Annotated in this window: 17 protein-coding genes and 1 rRNA gene; 12 read left to right on the forward strand and 6 right to left on the reverse strand. The window is 52.3% G+C overall.

The features are described from left to right. A 5S ribosomal RNA gene (rrf, locus tag DEU53_RS22385) occupies positions 1-87 on the forward strand; the annotation flags it as partial. A 76-nt stretch (positions 88-163) separates the two neighbouring features. Here rrf and mobB read toward each other — a convergent pair. Both mobB and mobA read right to left on the reverse strand, forming a co-directional pair. Continuing rightward, positions 164-667, reverse strand: a complete 504-nt coding sequence (gene mobB / locus DEU53_RS22390) for a molybdopterin-guanine dinucleotide biosynthesis protein MobB (RefSeq protein ID WP_110868414.1) — start codon at positions 665-667, stop codon at positions 164-166. Then, entirely contained in the window at positions 664-1,239 is a 576-nt protein-coding gene (mobA, locus tag DEU53_RS22395; protein ID WP_110868415.1) for a molybdenum cofactor guanylyltransferase MobA, read from the reverse strand. Before mobA ends, mobB begins: the two co-directional genes overlap by 4 nt. A gap of 72 nt (positions 1,240-1,311) precedes the next feature. Here mobA and DEU53_RS22400 point away from each other — a divergent pair, with 72 nt between their 5' ends. The 4 genes from DEU53_RS22400 to polA all read left to right on the forward strand — a co-directional run bounded on the left by DEU53_RS22400 (position 1,312) and on the right by polA (position 6,436). Then, positions 1,312-1,587 (forward strand): YihD family protein, encoded by a 276-nt coding sequence (locus DEU53_RS22400; RefSeq protein ID WP_110868416.1) that lies wholly within the window; start codon positions 1,312-1,314, stop codon positions 1,585-1,587. A gap of 46 nt (positions 1,588-1,633) precedes the next feature. Further along, the gene (locus DEU53_RS22405; protein ID WP_110868417.1) at positions 1,634-2,620 is read left to right on the forward strand and encodes a serine/threonine protein kinase; all 987 of its coding nucleotides are present in this window, start codon (positions 1,634-1,636) and stop codon (positions 2,618-2,620) included. Positions 2,621-2,646: 26 nt separating this feature from the next. Continuing rightward, positions 2,647-3,276, forward strand: coding sequence for a thiol:disulfide interchange protein DsbA (gene dsbA, locus DEU53_RS22410; protein ID WP_110868418.1), 630 nt, complete (start codon positions 2,647-2,649; stop codon positions 3,274-3,276). A gap of 367 nt (positions 3,277-3,643) precedes the next feature. Further along, the gene (gene polA / locus DEU53_RS22415) at positions 3,644-6,436 is read left to right on the forward strand and encodes a DNA polymerase I (protein WP_110868419.1); all 2,793 of its coding nucleotides are present in this window, start codon (positions 3,644-3,646) and stop codon (positions 6,434-6,436) included. 395 nt (positions 6,437-6,831) lie between these two features. Here the strand turns inward: polA and yihA are convergent, their stop codons facing one another. Next, positions 6,832-7,473, reverse strand: coding sequence for a ribosome biogenesis GTP-binding protein YihA/YsxC (yihA, locus tag DEU53_RS22420; RefSeq protein WP_101760721.1), 642 nt, complete (start codon positions 7,471-7,473; stop codon positions 6,832-6,834). 555 nt (positions 7,474-8,028) lie between these two features. Here yihA and yihI point away from each other — a divergent pair. Then, positions 8,029-8,550 carry a Der GTPase-activating protein YihI gene (gene yihI / locus DEU53_RS22425; protein ID WP_110868420.1) on the forward strand — a complete coding sequence of 174 codons (522 nt, stop codon included), beginning with the start codon at positions 8,029-8,031 and terminating at the stop codon, positions 8,548-8,550. A gap of 236 nt (positions 8,551-8,786) precedes the next feature. Further along, a complete protein-coding gene (gene hemN, locus DEU53_RS22430; protein WP_110868421.1) occupies positions 8,787-10,160 on the forward strand; it encodes an oxygen-independent coproporphyrinogen III oxidase in 1,374 nt (457 codons plus the stop codon). A gap of 51 nt (positions 10,161-10,211) precedes the next feature. Here hemN and glnG read toward each other — a convergent pair whose 3' ends face one another. The 3 genes from glnG to glnA form a co-directional block, all read right to left on the reverse strand. After that, entirely contained in the window at positions 10,212-11,621 is a 1,410-nt protein-coding gene (glnG, locus tag DEU53_RS22435) for a nitrogen regulation protein NR(I) (protein ID WP_008109800.1), read from the reverse strand. Between the two features lie 7 nt (positions 11,622-11,628). Next, the gene (gene glnL / locus DEU53_RS22440; protein WP_008109798.1) at positions 11,629-12,678 is read right to left on the reverse strand and encodes a nitrogen regulation protein NR(II); all 1,050 of its coding nucleotides are present in this window, start codon (positions 12,676-12,678) and stop codon (positions 11,629-11,631) included. A 187-nt stretch (positions 12,679-12,865) separates the two neighbouring features. Beyond that, the gene (glnA, locus tag DEU53_RS22445) at positions 12,866-14,275 is read right to left on the reverse strand and encodes a glutamate--ammonia ligase (RefSeq protein WP_007885243.1); all 1,410 of its coding nucleotides are present in this window, start codon (positions 14,273-14,275) and stop codon (positions 12,866-12,868) included. Between the two features lie 439 nt (positions 14,276-14,714). Here glnA and typA point away from each other — a divergent pair, with 439 nt between their 5' ends. From typA to fabY, 5 genes are all read left to right on the forward strand, one after another. Next, positions 14,715-16,535 carry a ribosome-dependent GTPase TypA gene (typA, locus tag DEU53_RS22450; protein ID WP_008109794.1) on the forward strand — a complete coding sequence of 607 codons (1,821 nt, stop codon included), beginning with the start codon at positions 14,715-14,717 and terminating at the stop codon, positions 16,533-16,535. Between the two features lie 184 nt (positions 16,536-16,719). Beyond that, positions 16,720-17,316 (forward strand): glucose-1-phosphatase, encoded by a 597-nt coding sequence (gene yihX, locus DEU53_RS22455; RefSeq protein WP_101760718.1) that lies wholly within the window; start codon positions 16,720-16,722, stop codon positions 17,314-17,316. Continuing rightward, positions 17,317-18,189 (forward strand): virulence factor BrkB family protein, encoded by an 873-nt coding sequence (locus tag DEU53_RS22460; RefSeq protein WP_101760717.1) that lies wholly within the window; start codon positions 17,317-17,319, stop codon positions 18,187-18,189. Next, positions 18,186-18,623 (forward strand): D-aminoacyl-tRNA deacylase, encoded by a 438-nt coding sequence (gene dtd / locus DEU53_RS22465; protein ID WP_101760716.1) that lies wholly within the window; start codon positions 18,186-18,188, stop codon positions 18,621-18,623. The genes DEU53_RS22460 and dtd overlap by 4 nt, the downstream gene beginning before the upstream one ends. 59 nt (positions 18,624-18,682) lie before the next feature. Beyond that, complete coding sequence (gene fabY, locus DEU53_RS22470) at positions 18,683-19,630, forward strand: fatty acid biosynthesis protein FabY (RefSeq protein WP_101760715.1); 948 nt, start codon at positions 18,683-18,685, stop codon at positions 19,628-19,630. Positions 19,631-19,697 lie beyond the last annotated feature (67 nt).

The following is a 19,697-nucleotide window of genomic DNA, read 5'->3' on the forward strand; positions in this document are numbered from 1 at the left end:
TGACCCCATGCCGAACTCAGAAGTGAAACGCCGTAGCGCCGATGGTAGTGTGGGGCCTCCCCATGCGAGAGTAGGGAACTGCCAGGCATCAAATAAGTGAAGAAGCCCCGGACGAAAGTCCGGGGCTTTTTTACGTCTGAATCTTAGCCAAAATCTGGCTATTTCAACGCTTTTTAAGCCACTGAACAATAAAATCGGCAACCTGCATTGGCTGATTAATATCCAATATGGGCAAATTCAGTTCCATATCCTCATCAGTAGCGACGGCAATCACATACTGATCCAGCAAATCCTTAATCTCACCTTTAACGCCACGCCGCCAAAGTGCAATTTTGGGGACCGGCTCATCTTTGAAGCCCTCGACCAGCACCAGATCCAACGTTGAGCTATCCATCTGTGATGCTAATTGCATTAGGCTTAAAGGCTTATTAGGTGATTCAACCATCAATGCCCAGCGCTGGTTACTGGCGACGATCACCTGATCCGCCCCAGCTTTACGCAGCAAATAACTGTCTTTCCCCGGCGTATCGATATCCATCTGATGATGTGTGTGCTTAATTAAGCCTGATCGAATCCCCTGAGTTTTGAGCAGTGGAATGACTTGCTCAAGCAAAGTGGTTTTTCCTGTCCCGCTCCATGCGGAAATCGCCAGTAAGCGCACACTCATAAATACTTTTCCTCATTAATGAGATCGTCTGGCGTATTGATATTGCGGAACGCAGATTCTGGGTCTGAAAACGTAATAGCATGCCCGCCATGCTCACGTAAGAACTGCATTAAACGTCGCTCGCCGCGCAGTAGCCAGGTTTCAAGATCATCAGCCAATGCACAATTGACCAGCGCTAAAGCTGGATGATCACGCTGGGAGGATTTCACCCACACAGCGGGCGCATCATTACGCTGTTGCCACAGACGCGCGACAAAGTCATTGGGGATCCATGGCGTATCACAAGCGCAGAAAGCGACCCATTCGTTTTTACTGCTGCGTAAACCACTGAGCATGCCGGCCAGCGGTCCGGGATAATCGGGCAATGTATCGATAACAACCTGACAACCGCTTGCCTGATAGCGATCAATGTTACGGTTAGCGCTTATCAACACAATATTGACCTGCGGCCGGAATCGCCGCAAAACGTGCTGATAAAGGTGTTCACCCTGTAACATCAATAACCCCTTATCCTGGCCTCCCATACGACTGCCTTGGCCACCCGCGAGGATCACGCCGGTAAATGCTGTCATATTCGTCTCCTTGCTTCATTCTGGACGATACTTACTTAGCGGCAGCGTACCATCTGCATAAAGGAATCAATGATGAAATATCACCGACTCAATGAACTGCTCGAGCTTCTGCAACCCGCATGGCAGAAGGATGCCGATCTCAACTTGCTGGCATTTTTGCAAAAACTGGCGCAGGAATCTGGTTTCAGTGGCCCATTACGTGAATTAACCGATGATGTATTGATTTACCATCTCAAAATGCGTGACACAGATAGCCAGAGTGCCATTCCCGGCCTGAAAAAGGATTATGAAGTGGACTTCAAAACCGCGCTATTACGTGCACGCGGTGTGATTAAGGATGATGAGTAATGTTATCCTTGCGCATTAATCGCAAAGGTAACACACAGGCAAAAAGATGAGCGAAGCCGCCTTTAATTTCCAGACGTTGAATCCCGATGTCATCCTTGATGCACTTTGGGATGCGGGTCTGCGTGTCGAATCAGGCTTAACCGCCCTCAATAGCTATGAAAACCGCGTCTATCAGTTCAGCGACGATGATAAACGCCGTTATGTGGCTAAGTTTTATCGTCCGCAGCGCTGGAGCGCACAACAGATCCTTGAAGAGCATCAGTTCACTCAGGATTTATTAGAGGATGAAGTGCCGGTTGCCGCGCCGCTCGTTCTGCAGGGCAGCACGTTGAATCATCATGCCGGCTTCATGTACGCGGTCTTCCCCAGTTTAGGCGGACGGCAGTATGAAACCGATAACGAGGATCAGATGGAATGGGTTGGCCGCTTTTTGGGGCGCATCCATCAAACCGCAAAGCTAAGTCTGTTTCAGCAGCGACCCACTTTCGGCCTTGAAGAGTATATTTTTCAACCGCGTCGGGAGCTGGAACAAAGCGCATTAGTACCGGCTTCAGTCAAAGACTTACTGCTTGCTGCCGTTGATAAGCTCAGCGCGACGCTGCAGCAGCGCTGGCATAGCCATTGGCAGCCGTTAAGGTTGCACGGCGATTGCCATCCCGGCAATATTCTGTGGCGTGAAGGCCCGATGTTTGTCGATCTAGATGATGCCCGTAACGGGCCAGCAGTGCAGGATTTGTGGATGCTGGTTAATGGCGATCGTCAGGAACAGTTGATTCAATGGGACATTCTGCTGGAAGCCTATAATGAATTCGGTGATTTTGATTTACATGAATTGTCACTGATTGAACCTTTACGCGCTATGCGCATGGTTTATTATTTGGCCTGGGTAGTACGCCGCTGGCAGGATCCCGCTTTTCCGCGCGCCTTCCCCTGGATGACAGATGAGGATTTTTGGCGCCGGCAGATTGCATTATTTATCGAGCAGGAAAGGCTGTTACACGAACCGCCGTTGCAGCTTAGCCCGCAATATTAATGAAGTACTCAGGAGATTGTTTCACGATGAAAAAGATCATGTTTGCGCTGGTAGGTTTAATGCTGGCATTTGGCGCCTCGGCGGCACAGTTCAACGATGGTAAGCAGTTCGTTACTTTGCCAAAGCCAGTGGCGGGTGAGCCGCAGGTTCTGGAGTTCTTCTCCTTCTTCTGCCCACATTGCTACCAGTTCGAACGCGTTTATCACGTGAGCGAGGCAGTGAAAAAGAACCTGCCGGCGGACACGAAAGTGACCAAATACCACGTTGATTTCCTTGGTGGTCCATTCGGTCCGGTTGTCACTCAGGCATGGGCTGTTGCCATGGCGCTAGGCGTAGAAAGCAAAGTTACTGCACCGATTTTCGACGGTATTCAGAAAACCCAAACCGTTACCGATGCAGCAAGCCTGAAAGAGACTTTTATTAAAGCGGCGGGTATCTCTTCAGAAGATTACGATGCAGCGTGGAATAGCTTCGCAGTAAAAGCGCTGGTTGCGCAGCAGCAGAAAGCAGCAGCAGACGTCAATCTGCAAGGTGTGCCAGCGATCTTCGTTAACGGCAAATATATGGTTAACAACGGCGGCCTGGATACCAGCTCAATGGACAACTTCGTTGCTGATTACGCCAATGTAGTGAAGTTCCTGGTAGAAAAGAAGTAATTTAGTTTTTAGAACGCCGGTACTGCCGGCGTTTTTTATTGCCTTCATTCTCTTATTTGTGCGATGTATTTATTAACCCTTCTTTTAATATCCACATGGACGATCGTCTTTTCATTAGGGCGAGTAAGATCACAATAAGTATTTAACTTGCTGATATAAATGAATTTTTAATATTAAAGTAATTGCAATTAACGTAAATAACAATACGTTATGATTTTTACGCACAAACTTATCCACAGTTTGATCCTTGCGATCCGTGCCGCGTAACGACGAAAAAGATCCTGACTTCCCCGAGTGCATTCAACATTCTCCTCTGGTTGTGGCATCCTTATAGCCCTCATTATCGCAACGAAGAAAATACGAACCTATGGCGCAAATTGCAGAAAATCCCCTGATTCTGGTCGACGGCTCATCTTATCTGTACCGTGCATATCATGCCTTTCCGCCGCTAACGAACAGTGCAGGCGAGCCAACTGGCGCCATGTATGGTGTGCTCAACATGTTGAAAAGCCTGTTGATGCAGTATCAGCCAAGCCATGTGGCTGTGGTCTTCGATGCGAAAGGCAAAACCTTCCGCGATGAGCTTTTTGAACACTACAAATCGCACCGTCCACCGATGCCAGACGATCTGCGTGCGCAGATTGAGCCGCTGCATGAAATGGTGAAGGCGATGGGCCTGCCGCTGTTGGCGGTATCTGGCGTTGAGGCGGATGACGTTATCGGTACGCTGGCGCTAGAGGCGGAAAAACTCGGCCGTCCGGTGTTGATCAGCACCGGCGATAAAGATATGGCGCAGTTAGTGACGCCTGCGATTACCTTGATCAACACCATGACGAATACCGTGCTCGGTCCGGAAGAGGTCGAGCAGAAATATGGCGTGCCGCCAGCACTGATTATCGATTTCCTCGCCATGATGGGTGACAGCTCCGATAACATTCCAGGCGTGCCGGGAGTCGGTGAGAAAACCGCGCAGGCGTTGCTGCAAGGCTTGGGCGGTATGCAGTCAATCTATGACAATCTCGATAAAGTGGCCGATCTCTCGTTCCGCGGTGCGAAAACCATGGCGGCGAAGCTGGAGCAAAATCGCGACGTCGCGTTCCTGTCTTATCAGCTGGCAACCATCAAAACCGACGTTGAGTTGGATCTGACCTGCGATCAGCTTGTCGTCAATGAACCTAATGTCGAAGCGCTGCAAACCTTGTTTAGCCGTTATGAATTTAAGCGCTGGATTACCGATTTGCAGGATGGTTCATGGCTGCAACAAGGTAAGAAGAGCAACGCGCAGGCTAAGAAACCGCAGCTCAGCGAACCTGCTGCGCCCGCTGCCGAAGCGACCAGCGTGCTCTCTGCGGATGGCTACGTCACTATCCTCGATGAAGCGACATTTGCCGCATGGCTCAAAAAGCTGAAAAGCGCCGAGCTCTTCGCTTTCGATCTTGAGACCGACTCGCTGGATACCTTAAGCGCCAATATTGTCGGCATTGGTTTTGCCGTCGCGCCGGGCGAAGCAGCTTATCTGCCGGTTGCCCATGATTATCTGGATGCGCCAGATCAGCTGGATCGCAGCGAAGTGCTGAAGCAGCTAAAACCGCTGCTGGAAGATGGCAACGCGGCGAAGGTTGGGCAGAATCTCAAATACGATCGCGGCGTGCTGAAGAATTACGACATTGAACTGAATGGCATCAAATTCGACACCATGCTGGAATCTTATTGCCTGAACAGCGTGGGCGGAAAACACGATATGGATAGTCTGGCCGCGCGCTGGCTAAACCATAAAACGGTGACTTTCGAAGAGATCGCGGGTAAAGGTAAAAATCAGCTCACATTTAATCAGATTGCTATCGAACAAGCGGGCCACTACGCGGCGGAAGATGCTGATGTCACGCTGCAATTGCATCTGAAAATGTGGGAGAAACTGGAGCCGGAAGCGGGGCCGAAACAGGTATTTGAAGAGATCGAAATGCCGTTGTTGAAGGTGATATCGCGGATTGAGCGCAACGGCGTGCTGATTGACCAGAATATCCTGGCCAAACACTCGCAGGAGCTGACCACGCGTGTGGCCGAGCTGGAGCTGAAGGCGCACGAGCTGGCAGGCGAACCGTTTAATCTCTCTTCACCTAAACAGCTGCAAACCATTCTGTTTGAAAAGCAGGGTATTAAACCGACCAAGAAAACGCCGGGCGGCGCGCCGTCGACCAGCGAAGAGGTGCTGGCTGAGCTGGCGCTTGATTATCCACTGCCGAAAGTGATTCTGGAACATCGTGGTTTATCGAAGTTGAAATCGACTTACACCGATAAGCTGCCATTGATGATTAATCCGCTTACCGGCCGCGTACATACATCCTATCATCAGGCGGTAACGGCGACGGGACGACTCTCGTCTACCGATCCTAACCTGCAGAATATCCCGGTGCGCAACGAAGAAGGGCGCCGAATCCGCCAGGCGTTTATCGCCGGATCGGGCAATCGCATTGTTGCCGCGGACTACTCACAGATTGAACTGCGTATCATGGCGCATCTGTCGCAAGACAAAGGCCTGCTGGATGCGTTTGCTCAGGGCGAAGATATCCACCGTGCCACCGCATCAGAAGTGTTTGGTGTGGCGTTAAGCAAAGTTTCAGGTGAGCAGCGTCGCAGTGCCAAGGCAATCAACTTTGGTCTGATCTACGGAATGAGCGCGTTTGGTCTTTCCCGCCAGCTCAATATCGGTGCGGGTGAAGCGAAGAAATACATGGATCTCTACTTTGAACGCTATCCGGGCGTGCTGCGTTATATGGAAGAGACGCGCGCGAAGGCAGCAGAGAAAGGCTATGTAGAAACGCTCGATGGTCGTCGTTTGTGGCTGCCTGATATCACCTCCAGCAATGCCATTCGTCGTAAAGCGGCGGAGCGAGCAGCGATTAATGCCCCAATGCAAGGCACGGCAGCAGACATCATCAAACGCGCGATGATTGCGGTGGATGGCTGGCTGTTGGAGCAAAAAAACGATGCCGTACGCATGATTATGCAAGTACACGATGAACTGGTGTTTGAGATCCGCAGCGATGCGGTGGATAGCGCCATTAAGACCATCCGTGATCTCATGGAGAACAGCATGAAGCTGGATGTGCCGCTGCAGGTGGAAGTAGGCACCGGCGATAACTGGGATGAGGCACACTAATGATGCTGATTCAGCGGTATTTGCGTGCCGCTGGCATCATCATAAGAAAAAAGTTTACTTAATCGGTTCAGCAACCTCACAAAGCGGTCTATTAAATGCGCATTTTGTAACTGCCTATCGGCTAAGCATTTTTTTAGTAATTAAACTACATCGAACGCGTGAAAGTGTGATGAGCTTAGTAAAAAAGATGTCGAATCCTGAAACTTAACAACAAAAAACCCTTTGTAGGGCGCTGAAAATCAGGTAGAGTTTGTCGCGTAGGGTACAGAGGTAAGATGTTCTATCTTTCAGACCTTTTACTTCACGTAATCGGATTTGGCTGAATATTTAGCCGCCCCAGTCATTTATGACTGGGGCGTTTTTTATTGGGCTTTTTCTCAAAAGCCGCAACAAAATCACTCTGCTGTTTCTTCGCCGTCGCCTTCTTGCGCTGGCTCTAGTTCGCTAAACCAGCTGTCCAGCTTCTTACGCACAATATCAACGCCCATCTTCTTCAGCGACGAGAACATTTCCACCTGCACATCACCGTTAAAGGCCAGCGACGCTTCGCGCACCATCGTCAGTTGTGCTTTACGTGCGCCGGATGCCAGTTTGTCGGCTTTGGTCAGTAAGACCAGCACGGGAATCTGGCTCTGCACGGCCCATTCAATCATGTTCTGATCGAGGTCTTTCAGCGGATGGCGAATATCCATCAATACCACCAGACCCTTCAGCGCCTGACGTTTTTGCAAATATTCCGCCAGCGAGCGCTGCCATTTGCGCTTCATCTCTTCCGGAACCTGGGCATAGCCATAACCGGGTAAATCGACCAGACATTTACCTTCAACCACTTCAAACAGGTTAATCAGCTGAGTACGACCTGGCGTTTTACTGGTACGGGCCAGACCTTTTTGGTTAGTGATGGTGTTCAGCGCGCTGGATTTGCCTGCATTCGAGCGCCCGGCAAAAGCAACTTCAATACCCACATCCGCCGGTAAGTGGCGAATATCGGGGGCGCTGAGCATGAAATGGGTCATGTGATAGTTCAAAGCAGACAAAGTGAAACTCCAGCAAAATGAATCGGGCAATTGGGCTGATTATACCTGTAATGGCGCAAAAGTGCCCGATAGCGTCCAAATGCGCCATTTTGTAAGAGATCTATGATTTTTACTGCCAGCGATTACCGCTTCATTGAATATTAACAATCCATTTAGATGTTATATTTCAATGATTTGAAATGAATTTAGGAAATGCCACTCTAAAATAGAGACAAGTCTCACTTGTTCATTTTACCTATTAGTCTACATTTGTTGTCAGTGCACGGCAGCACCCATCAGGATGATGAGCTCAGGAGTGTCGGGGATGACCAAGAGCATGGCGGGAAGCGATTCAGGCAGGAATCGAACAAGGACAGGGATTAATCGCAGGAGCGATGTGGCGATGGAGCAACCGGGACGTTGTGAGCCGTAAAGGATTTATTCAGTGTTTCCTTCATATGAAGGTGCGATAAAAGGCGATAGCATAGGCTATCGCCTTTTTTCTTTGCTTACTTTCTGCTAGATTTCGCCGCAATTCTATACTGAACTCACAAAGCACCGCCGAGACCGGACACCATGAAGCAACCTGCATCAGCACCGCGTGGCAAACCTGCTGCGAAAGCCAAACGCAAATCGCGTGAAGACCTTAATCAGGAAGCGCGCGATCGCAAACGCGATAAAAAACATAGCGGCCATAAATCTGGTAGCCGCGCCAATCCTGAAACGCAAGCCGCTGGCAAAGGTCAGGGTAAAAAAGCTCTGGATCCACGCCTGGGCAGCAAAAAGCCGATCGCATTAGTTGCTGATGGTAAAACCCAGCCGGCAAAAAAGCCTGAAGCGAAACCAAAGCCAAAAGCAGAAAAAGTTCGCCTGACGCCGCAAGAAGAGCTGGCGAAGCTGGAAAATGACGAACGTCTGGATACGCTGCTGGATCGCCTGGAAAACGGTGAAACCTTGAGTGGCGAAGATCAGGCCTGGTTGGATCAAACCTTAGACCGCATCGATGAGCTGATGGAAACGCTGGGCATCGCGCTGGATGACGAAGCGGAAGATGAGCAGGCTGAAGAAGATATGATGCGCCTGCTAAAAGGTAATTAAGGCAAATTTTGATCGGCATGCGTTTTCGCGCATGCCGCGCTAAACAGGTATTCACCTATGTTTTGGCCTGGATCAATTTTCGCGCTGCTGCTGACATGTTATCTGCTCTGGTTATTGTTTAAACTACGCCGCCTGTCGCGTCTTAAGTCGCGTTTACGTCGGCGTTCAGCCCATCGCTTCGTCCACTCTTCTGCTACGCGACCCTCTCTCAGACGACGTCACCGTAAGGAGTGAGCATGTCATCGCAGCAGATTGATTGGGATCAGCGCCTCATCGAAAAATACAACTACGCTGGCCCACGTTATACCTCTTATCCCACCGCGCTCGAATTCAGTGAGAAATTTGGTGAGGCAGATTTTCAGCAAGCCGTGCAGCGCTATCCCGATCGTCCGTTATCGCTGTATGTGCACATCCCGTTTTGCCATCGGCTTTGTTATTTTTGTGGCTGCAATAAAATCGTGACGCGCCAGCTGCATAAAGCCGATCGCTACCTTGATGTGCTGGAGCTGGAAATTCGTCAACGTGCGCCCTTATTTGCGGGCCGCTGCGTCACTCAATTGCACTGGGGTGGTGGCACGCCGACATTCCTCAACCAGCAGCAGGTGAGCCGGCTGGTGGCGCTGCTACGCGAGCATTTTACGATTGCCGATGACGTCGAAATGTCGATCGAGGTTGATCCACGTGAAATCGAACTGGAGATGATCGATCATCTGCGCGCGGAAGGTTTTAATCGCCTGAGCATGGGCGTGCAGGACTTTAATAAAGCGGTGCAGGAGCGCGTGAATCGCGTGCAGGAGGAAGAAACCATCTTCGCTCTGGTGCAGCGTGCGCGTGAGCAAGGCTTCCGTTCGGTCAGCCTTGATCTGATTTATGGCTTACCGCTGCAAACGCCGGAAAGCTTCGCCTTTACTTTACAGCGCGTTATTGCACTCAATCCCGATCGCCTCAGCGTCTTCAATTATGCGCACATGCCTTCACTGTTCGCTGCGCAGCGTAAAATTAAAGATGAGGAGCTGCCAGGTGCAGCACAGAAACTGCAGATCCTGCAGGAAACCATCGCCACCTTAACCGGCGAAGGCTATCAGTTTATCGGTATGGATCACTTCGCGCGTCCGGATGATGAGCTGGCGGTGGCACAACGCGCTGGCGAACTGCATCGTAATTTTCAGGGTTACACCACACAGGGCGAAACCGATTTGCTCGGTTTGGGCGTGTCGGCCATCAGCATGCTGGGCGACAGCTATGCGCAAAATCACAAAGAGTTGAAAGCCTATTACGCAGATGTCGAGCAGCGCGGCAATGCGCTGTGGCGCGGGCTTACGTTGAGTAACGATGATTGTTTGCGCCGCGATGTGATTAAAGCCTTAATCTGTAATTTCGCACTGGATTTTGCCGCGGTAGAGGCGCAATACCCGGTTGAGTTTGAACACTATTTTGCCGAGGATTTAGCGCTGTTAGCGCCGCTGGTGGCGGATGGATTGGTGGAGCAGCACGGTCGCAGCCTGCACGTTACCGGCGTCGGTCGGTTGCTGATTCGTAACATCTGTATGTGCTTCGATGTGTATATGCGCCAAAAGGTGCGCATGCAGCAATTCTCGCGAGTGATATAAAAAAACGGGGAGCCCATTCGCTCCCCGGTTTCAAAACGCAAAACGTGCGCGTTATTCCATCCCCAGCTCTTTCAACTTACGCGTCAGGGTATTTCGTCCCCAGCCGAGCAAGCGTGCCGCTTCCTGTTTGTGCCCTTGTGTATGACGCAGCGCGGTGGTGAGCAGCGTGCGCTCCATCTCCGGCTGTGCTTCCGACAACAGGTTTTGATGACCGGAACGCAAGGCGCGATCTGCCCACTGCGCCAGCAGAGTAGCCCAGCTGTCCGGCAACGATTGCACCGGATTGTCTGGCGTGCTGGATTCAAACAGTTCAGGCGGCAGATCCTGAATCAACACTTCCTGGCCAGCTGCCATCACCGTCAACCAGCGACAGGTATTTTCCAGCTGGCGCACGTTACCGGACCAATGCAGACGCGTCAGCGCGGTTTCGGTTTCCGGATGCAGAATCTTCGCTTCCACCCCTAACTCACGTGCAGCAACCTGCAGGAAGTAACGCGCCAGGCGCGGAATATCTTCACGTCGTTCACGCAGCGGCGGCAGATGAACGCGAATCACGTTAAGACGATGGAACAAGTCTTCACGGAATTTGCCTTCCTGCACGCGCAGCTCAAGATTCTGGTGGGTTGCCGCGATGATACGCACATCCACTTTCACCGGCGCATAGCCGCCAACGCGATAAAACTGGCCATCGGCCAATACGCGCAATAAGCGGGTCTGCACATCAAGCGGCATATCACCAATTTCATCAAGGAACAGCGTGCCGCCATCGGCCTGCTCAAAACGTCCCTGACGAATCTGGTTGGCACCGGTGAACGCGCCTTTCTCGTGACCAAATAGCTCTGATTCAATCAAATCTTTGGGAATCGCCGCCATGTTCAGCGCGATAAAAGGAGATTTCGCGCGTGGACTGTGGCGATGCAGCGCATGTGCCACCAACTCTTTACCGGTACCGGATTCACCGTTGATCAGCACGCTAATTGAGGAGCGAGAAAGACGACCAATGATGCGGAACACATCCTGCATTGCCGGCGCTTCGCCGATAATGTCGGTGGTTGGGCCGCTGACGGGCTGATTACGCGGCTGCTGCTGCTCCTGATAATGGCTAATCGCACGTTCAACCAGTGCGACCGCTTCATCAATATCAAACGGCTTTGGCAGGTAATCAAACGCACCTTGCTGATAAGCGCTGACGGCCGCATCCAGATCGGAGTGCGCGGTCATAATGATCACCGGAAGCATCGGATGGCGCTGCTTAATCTGTTTCAGCAGCGCAAGTCCATCCATGCCAGGCATACGAATGTCTGACAATAATACGTCTGGGGTTTTGCTTGCGAGCGCGTCCAATACCTCGTTAGCGCTGTCAAAGGTTGCACAGCTCAAACCGGCTCCAGTGAGTGCCCTTTCAAGCACCCAGCGGATGGAGCTATCGTCATCGACGATCCAGACTATCCCTCGTTGCATAGAAACCTCACTGGCGAATAGGCAGGTAAACCGAGAATTCGGTGTGACCTGGCCAACTGTTAAATTCTATTTTTCCTGAATGCTGATCGATCAAGCTACGGGCGATGGACAGACCTAAACCGGTGCCGCCTTCGCGTCCGCTAACCATCGGATAGAACAGGGTATCTTGTAGCTGGGCCGGAATGCCTGGGCCGTCATCTTCAATATCAATACGCGCGACTAAGCGGTAACGCGTGCCGTGCAGCGTGAGCTGGAAGGCGGTACGCGTACGAATCACAATGGTGCCGCCTTCATCGCCCAATGCCTGCAGCGCGTTTCGCACCACATTCAACAGCACTTGTTCAATTTGGTCGGGATCGTGCGGCAGTTCCGGCAGGCTTGGGTCGTAATCACGCACCAGCGAGACGTTATCCGGCAGCTCCATTGATACCAGATTCACCACGCGCTCGGCGACCTGATGAATGCTTTGCGTTACGTGCAAGCCCGGCTGTTGCGGGCCAAGCAGACGATCAACCAGATTACGCAGGCGGTCGGCTTGCTCAATGATGATGCGCGTATATTCATGCAGGGAAGGATCGGGTAACGCGCGAGTCAGTAGCTGCGCGGCGCCACGTAATCCTCCCAGCGGGTTTTTAATCTCATGCGCCAGACCGCGGACTAAATCGCGGGCAGCGACCTGCTGAGCATGCTGAATTTGTTCCTGGCTAAGACGACGTTGATTATCCATCGGCGCCATTTCCAGCAGAATAAAGCCATCCGGTAAGCGCTGTGCCGTGAGCGACATAATGTGCGCGCGGCCATCAACCACCAGAGTGACTTCGCTATCGGTAAAGCCCTGGCCAGCTCCGAGACTCTCGCTCATCACCTCAATATTCAGCGAAAAATAGCCGGTTAATTCCGGTAATGGCGTGCCGAACAATTTACGTGAGCTTTGCGCCAGTAATTGCTGAGCCGCCGGATTGGCGTAATGGATAACTAAATCGTTATCGACCAGCAAAATACTGTTGATCAGGGAGTTGAGAATCTGCCCCGCGTCGGGCAGCGTGCCAGTTGCCATACAGCGTTCCTCTGCACTAATTTAGTGCATTATAGCCATTCAGGACGGAAATCTGTGCTTCGAACCATGAATGCGCGGAGAAAAAAGCCCATCCGGAGATGGGCTAAAGTTTCCACGGCAATTAAAAATCTTTCAGGCTGTTCACGCAGCAAAAAGAGTGCGTGAACAGGGAGCTGAAATTTTTAAATTAAACGCTGTAGTACAGTTCGAACTCAACTGGGTGCGGAGTCATACGCACGCGGTCAACTTCTGGCTTACGCAGTTCGATGTACGCATCGATAGCGTCATCAGTGAACACGCCGCCACGGGTCAGGAACTCGCGGTCTTCGTTCAGTGCGTTCAGCGCTTCTTCCAGAGAACCTGCAACTTTTGGAATCTCAGCTTCTTCTTCCGGTGGCAGGTCATACAGGTTTTTGTCCATCGCATCGCCAGGGTGGATCTTGTTGATAACACCATCAAGACCGGCCATCAGCAGCGCGGTGAATGCCAGGTATGGGTTAGCCGCTGGATCCGGGAAGCGTGCTTCGATACGACGTGCTTTCGGGCTGGCAACCACTGGGATACGGATAGAAGCAGAACGGTTACGGGCAGAGTAAGCCAGCATAACTGGCGCTTCGTAGCCTGGGACCAGACGCTTGTAAGAGTTGGTGGTTGGGTTCGCCAGGGCATTGATCGCTTTAGCGTGCTTGATGATACCGCCGATGTAGAACAGAGCAGTTTCAGACAGGCCGCCGTACTTGTCGCCAGAGAACAGGTTCACGCCGCCTTTTGACAGAGACATGTGGCAGTGCATACCAGAACCGTTATCGCCGAACATTGGCTTAGGCATAAAGGTTGCCGTTTTGCCGTACGCGTGAGCAACGTTGTGCACCACGTATTTGTAGATCTGAATTTCGTCAGCTTTTTTGGTCATGGTGTTGAAGCGGGTTGCCACTTCGTTCTGACCAGCTGTGGCTACTTCGTGGTGATGTGCTTCAACCACCAGACCCATCTGCTCCATGGTCAGACACATGGCAGAACGGATGTCCTGTGCTGAGTCAACCGGTGGCACTGGGAAGTAACCGCCTTTCAGACCTGGACGGTGACCTTTGTTACCGCCTTCGTACTCTTTACCGGTGTTCCAGGCTGCTTCGATATCGTCGATAGCCACGTGTGAACCTGAAGTAGAAGAACCGAAACGGATGTCATCGAACAGGAAGAACTCTGGCTCTGGTCCAAACAGCACGGTATCCGCGATGCCTGAAGAACGCAGGAACTCTTCTGCACGCTTAGCAATGGAGCGTGGGTCACGGTCGTAGCCCTGCAGTGTGCCTGGCTCAAGGATGTCGCAACGGATGATCAGGGTCGAGTCTTCGAAGAACGGATCCATGACTGCAGTGGTTGCATCCGGCATCAGCACCATGTCTGATTCGTTAATGCCTTTCCAGCCACCGATGGAGGAGCCATCGAACATTTTGCCTTCTTCGAAGAAGTCAGCGTTAACCTGGTGAGCAGGGATAGTAACGTGCTGTTCTTTACCTTTGGTATCGGTAAAACGCAGGTCAACAAACTTAACTTCATGCTCGTTCATCATCGAGAGAACGTGTTCAGCGGACATACTCAACTCTCCTGGAAATGGTCATTATCGTCATGGTGAGAGAACTTCGTTGCCGGGAATGTGTCACGACTGCTGACCACTCCTAACCAAAGATCTCGGCAAGCTCTTTCAACCGTTTTATAACTGTCGTTTTCGCTTAAAATATATAAAGCGAATTCTGTGCCAACTTTATGACAATGGCGAAAATGGCGCTACAATGCGCCCTTTCGTGAGTCGAAGGCTGCACCAGGATGGATTGCATGCATCGTTATGGTGCGCCACAGGTGAAGTTAAGCACCAATTTGGTGCAAATTACTATCGCAGTGCAGATTAATGCACCGTAAACGGTGCTAAAAACCAGCGCTATAAGAAACTTTCGGCGAAATCTGTGATCATGTTCAGTCTTCCGCTTAATCCGTGTACAATACCGCGTTATTTCTATAATGCCTGAGGCAAAGCTGTGATCGAAAATTTGCGTAACATCGCCATCATCGCGCACGTTGACCATGGTAAGACCACCCTGGTTGACAAGCTGCTCCAACAGTCCGGTACTTTTGATGCTCGTACCGAAGCGACTGAGCGCGTAATGGACTCCAACGATTTGGAGAAAGAGCGTGGGATTACCATCCTCGCAAAAAACACCGCCATCAAATGGAATGACTACCGTATCAACATCGTTGATACCCCAGGACACGCCGACTTCGGTGGTGAAGTGGAGCGCGTCATGTCCATGGTGGATTCGGTGCTGCTGGTTGTAGATGCGATGGATGGCCCTATGCCGCAAACCCGCTTCGTAACCAAGAAAGCATTTGCTCATGGTTTGAAGCCGATTGTGGTTATCAACAAAGTTGACCGTCCGGGCGCGCGTCCTGATTGGGTTGTTGATCAGGTATTTGACCTGTTCGTTAACCTGGATGCGACTGACGAGCAGCTGGACTTCCCGATTATCTTCGCTTCGGCGCTGAACGGTATCGCGGGTCTGGAACATACCGACATGGCTGACGACATGACCCCGCTGTATCAGGCGATCGTTGACCACGTTTCTCCACCTCAGGTTGAAGTTGAAGCGCCACTGCAGATGCAGATCTCGCAGCTGGACTACAACAACTATCTGGGCGTGATCGGCATCGGCCGCATCAAGCGCGGTACCGTGAAGCCGAACCAGCAGGTCACTATCATTGATAGCGAAGGCAAAACCCGTAACGGTAAAGTCGGTAAAGTGCTGGGCCACTTGGGTCTGGAACGTATCGAAAGTACCCTGGCAGAAGCGGGCGACATCATCGCGATCACCGGTCTGGGCGAGCTGAACATCTCTGACACCATCTGCGACACGCAGAATGTGGAAGCGCTGCCAGCCCTGAGCGTTGATGAGCCAACCGTTACCATGTTCTTCAACGTGAACACCTCACCGTTCTGCGGTAAAGAAGGTAAGTTCGTGACCTCGCGCCAGATCCTGGAGCGTTTGAACAAAGAGCTGGTACACAACGTGGCATTGCGCGTTGAAGAAACCGAAGATTCGGATGCGTTCCGCGTTTCCGGTCGTGGTGAGCTGCACTTGTCGGTTCTGATCGAAAACATGCGTCGTGAAGGTTTCGAGCTGGCGGTATCCCGTCCGAAAGTTATCTTCCGCGAGCACGAAGGCCGTAAGCAGGAGCCATTCGAAAACGTGACCCTCGACATCGAAGAAACCCATCAGGGTTCTGTGATGCAAGCGATGGGTGAGCGTAAAGGCGACCTGAAAAACATGGATCCAGATGGTAAAGGCCGTGTACGTCTCGACTACATGATCCCAAGCCGTGGCCTGATCGGCTTCCGTAACGAATTCATGACCATGACTTCAGGTACCGGTCTGCTTTACTCCACCTTCAGCCACTACGACGATGTTCGCCCGGGCGAAGTGGGCCAGCGTCAGAACGGCGTGCTGATCTCGAACGGTCAGGGTAAAGCGGTAGCGTTCGCCCTGTTCGGTCTGCAGGACCGCGGCAAGCTGTTCCTCGGTCACGGTGCGGAAGTGTATGAAGGCCAGATCATCGGTATTCACAGCCGTTCTAACGATCTGACAGTAAACTGTCTGACCGGTAAGAAACTGACCAACATGCGTGCGTCAGGTACTGACGAAGCCACCACTCTGGTTCCACCACAGAAAATGACGCTGGAACAGGCTATCGAGTTCATCGATGATGACGAACTGGTAGAAGTGACTCCGCTGTCAGTCCGTATTCGTAAACGTCATCTGACCGAGAACGATCGTAAACGTTCTTCTCGCGGCAGCAAAGAGTAAGCGAAACAGTCTGATATTGAGCCCCGCACCCGCGGGGCTTTTTTATGCCTGCAACCCGCTGCAACGCTCGCTTAATGAATTTTGCCTCCGCTTCCAGATTACTGATTTCCCGCCCCTCGTCCCTGTTCAGCTCCCACTTTTGCCGCTAAAGTGAATGATCCAGGGAACGAAAAGGAGAGGCGTCATGCTGTACATCTTTGATTTAGGCAATGTGATTGTTGATATCGATTTCAATCGTGTGCTCGGCGTCTGGAGCGACTTAGGGCGCGTGCCGTTATCCACGCTACAAAGTCGTTTCCGCATGGATGAGGCTTTTGAGAAACACGAACGTGGCGAAATCAGCGATCCAGAATTCGCTGCGCGCATTTGCGACCAGCTGGATATCGCGTTGAGCTATCCGCAATTCACCGCTGGCTGGCAGGCGGTCTTTGTCGGCGTGCGTCCGGAAACGCTGGCGATCATGAACAAGCTGCGTGCCAATGGCGAGCGCGTGGTGATCCTGTCCAATACCAATCAGCTGCACTTCGAGTTCTGGCCAACCCAATATCCCGATGTTCAACAGGCGGCCGATCATCTTTATATGTCGCAGGATATCGGCATGCGTAAGCCGGAAGCGCGCATCTACAACTATGTGCTGCAGCACGAAGGTTATCAGGCCGATCAGGCGGTATTTTTCGATGATAATCAGGCCAATATCGACGCTGCGCGCGCACTCGGCATTGAGAGCGTGCTGGTGGTTGATGAGAAAACTGTGCCGGACTGGTTTGCGGGTCGTCTCTGAGTGCTGAACCATCGACATCTGCGCCACTCGGCGCATGCCTTTTATTTGTGGGTAAAACTGCTGTGGCGACGCGTTGACGATGACAACATGACGACGCAGGCGGGTAATCTCGCCTACGTCTCATTGCTGGCATTGGTGCCGCTGATTGCCGTGGTGTTCGCTCTGTTTGCTGCTTTTCCGATGTTCTCGGACATCAGCGTGCAGTTGAAGAACTTCATCTTTACCAACTTCATTCCGGCAACGGGCGACGTGATTCAGCGTTATCTCGATCAGTTTGTCGCCAACGTCAATAAGATGACGGCGGTCGGCATTGTGGGGTTGATCGTCACCGCGCTGCTGCTGATGCATTCGGTGGACAGCGCATTGAACGCCATCTGGCGCAGCGATAAACCGCGTCCAATGGTCTACTCCTTTGCTGTTTACTGGATGATCTTAACGCTGGGCCCGCTGTTGGCCGGCGCAAGTTTAGCGCTCAGCTCCTATCTGCTGTCGCTGCGCTGGGTGAACGTCACGGGCGTCACCAGCTTGATCGATCATCTGCTGCGCATATTCCCGCTGTGCCTCTCTATCCTCGCTTTCTGGCTGCTGTATAGCATTGTGCCGACGCGGCGCGTGCCGACGCGTGATGCACTGATCGGCGCCATCGTTGCCGGGTTGCTGTTCGAGCTGGGTAAAAAAGGCTTTGCGCTCTATGTTACGATGTTCCCTTCGTATCAGTTAATTTACGGCGTTCTGGCGGTCATCCCCATTCTGTTCCTTTGGGTTTACTGGTCGTGGTGTATTGTGTTGTTAGGCGCGGAAATCACCGTCACGCTGGATGACTATCGCCAGCTAAAACAGCAGGAACGCGAAAAAGAACGTGAGGAAACATGATTGCTTTGATTCAGCGCGTCAGCCGCGCCAGTGTCAGCGTTGACGACGCGACAGTGGGCGAAATTGGCGCCGGCTTGCTGGTGTTATTGGGTGTGGAAAAGGGCGACGATGAACAAAAAGCGCAGCGATTAACCGAGCGCGTGCTGGGCTACCGCATCTTTGCGGATGAGAACGACAAAATGAATCTCAATGTGCAGCAGGCAGGTGGCAGCGTGCTGGTGGTGTCGCAATTCACTCTCGCTGCAGATACCAATAAAGGTATGCGTCCCTCTTTTTCTGGCGGCGCAGAACCGGCGGAAGCCGAGCGCCTCTATGAATACTTTAGCGATTGCTGCCGTGCACAGGGTGTGGCCACCGCAAACGGGCGCTTCGCCGCCAATATGCAGGTTTCGTTGGTAAACGATGGTCCGGTGACCTTCTGGTTACAGGTGTGAGGGTTTCAGCCGAGCGGCAAGGACTTAGCCACGCAAGCTTCGAACGAGAGAATCACTTTATGTATCATCTTCGCGTACCGCAAACGGCGGAAGAGCTGGATATGTATTACCAGTTCCGCTGGGAAATGTTACGAAAGCCGCTGCGTCAGCCGCAGGGTTCTGAGCGTGATGCCTGGGATGCGCTGGCGCATCATCAAATGGTGGTGGATGAGCAAGGCAAACCGGTGGCAATCGGCCGTCTGTACATCAATGCCGAGAACGAAGCCGCGATTCGCTTCCTTGCCGTGCATCCTTCGGTGCAGGGCAAAGGTCTTGGCACGCTGGTGGCGATGACGCTGGAATCGGTCGCGCGTCAGGAAGGGGCAAAACGCGTCACTTGTAGCGCGCGTGAAGACGCCGTCGAATTTTTTGCCAAGCTCGGCTACGTCAACCAGGGCGAAATCACCGCGCCGCAAACTACGCCAGTGCGCCACTTCCTGATGATAAAACCGGTCGTGACGCTCGACGATATTCTGCATCGCGCCGACTGGTGCGGACAGCTGCAACAAGCCTGGTACGAGCACATTCCGCTGAGTGAAAAAATGGGCGTGCGCATTCTGCAATACACCGGGCAGAAATTCGTGACCACCATGCCCGAAGCGGGCAACCAGAATCCCCATCACACCCTATTTGCGGGCAGCTTGTTTTCGCTCGCCACGCTCACCGGTTGGGGTTTAATTTGGCTGCTACTGCGCGAGCGCCATCTCGGTGGCACCATTATTCTGGCGGATGCGCATATTCGCTACAGCAAACCGATCAGCGGCCGTCCGGGCGCGATTGCCGATCTCGGCTCGCTCAGCGGCGATCTTGATCGTCTGGCGCGTGGCCGCAAAGCGCGCGTGCAGATGGAAGTGGAGCTGTTTGGGGATGATGAGCTGGGCGCGGTATTCGAAGGTGTGTATATCGTGCTGCCCGCCGATTCTGACGGAGCACTGGAAGAGGGCGGCTCCGGCGCCCGTATCGATTAGTCCTGCAATTTTTTTACCTACTGTAGCGGCGCAATTTATTGCGCATCGCTTTTTAAAGTCAAAAGAG

The sequence above is a fragment of the Pantoea sp. AG1095 genome (assembly GCF_003208415.1).
Taxonomy (GTDB): Bacteria; Pseudomonadota; Gammaproteobacteria; order Enterobacterales; family Enterobacteriaceae; genus Pantoea; species Pantoea leporis.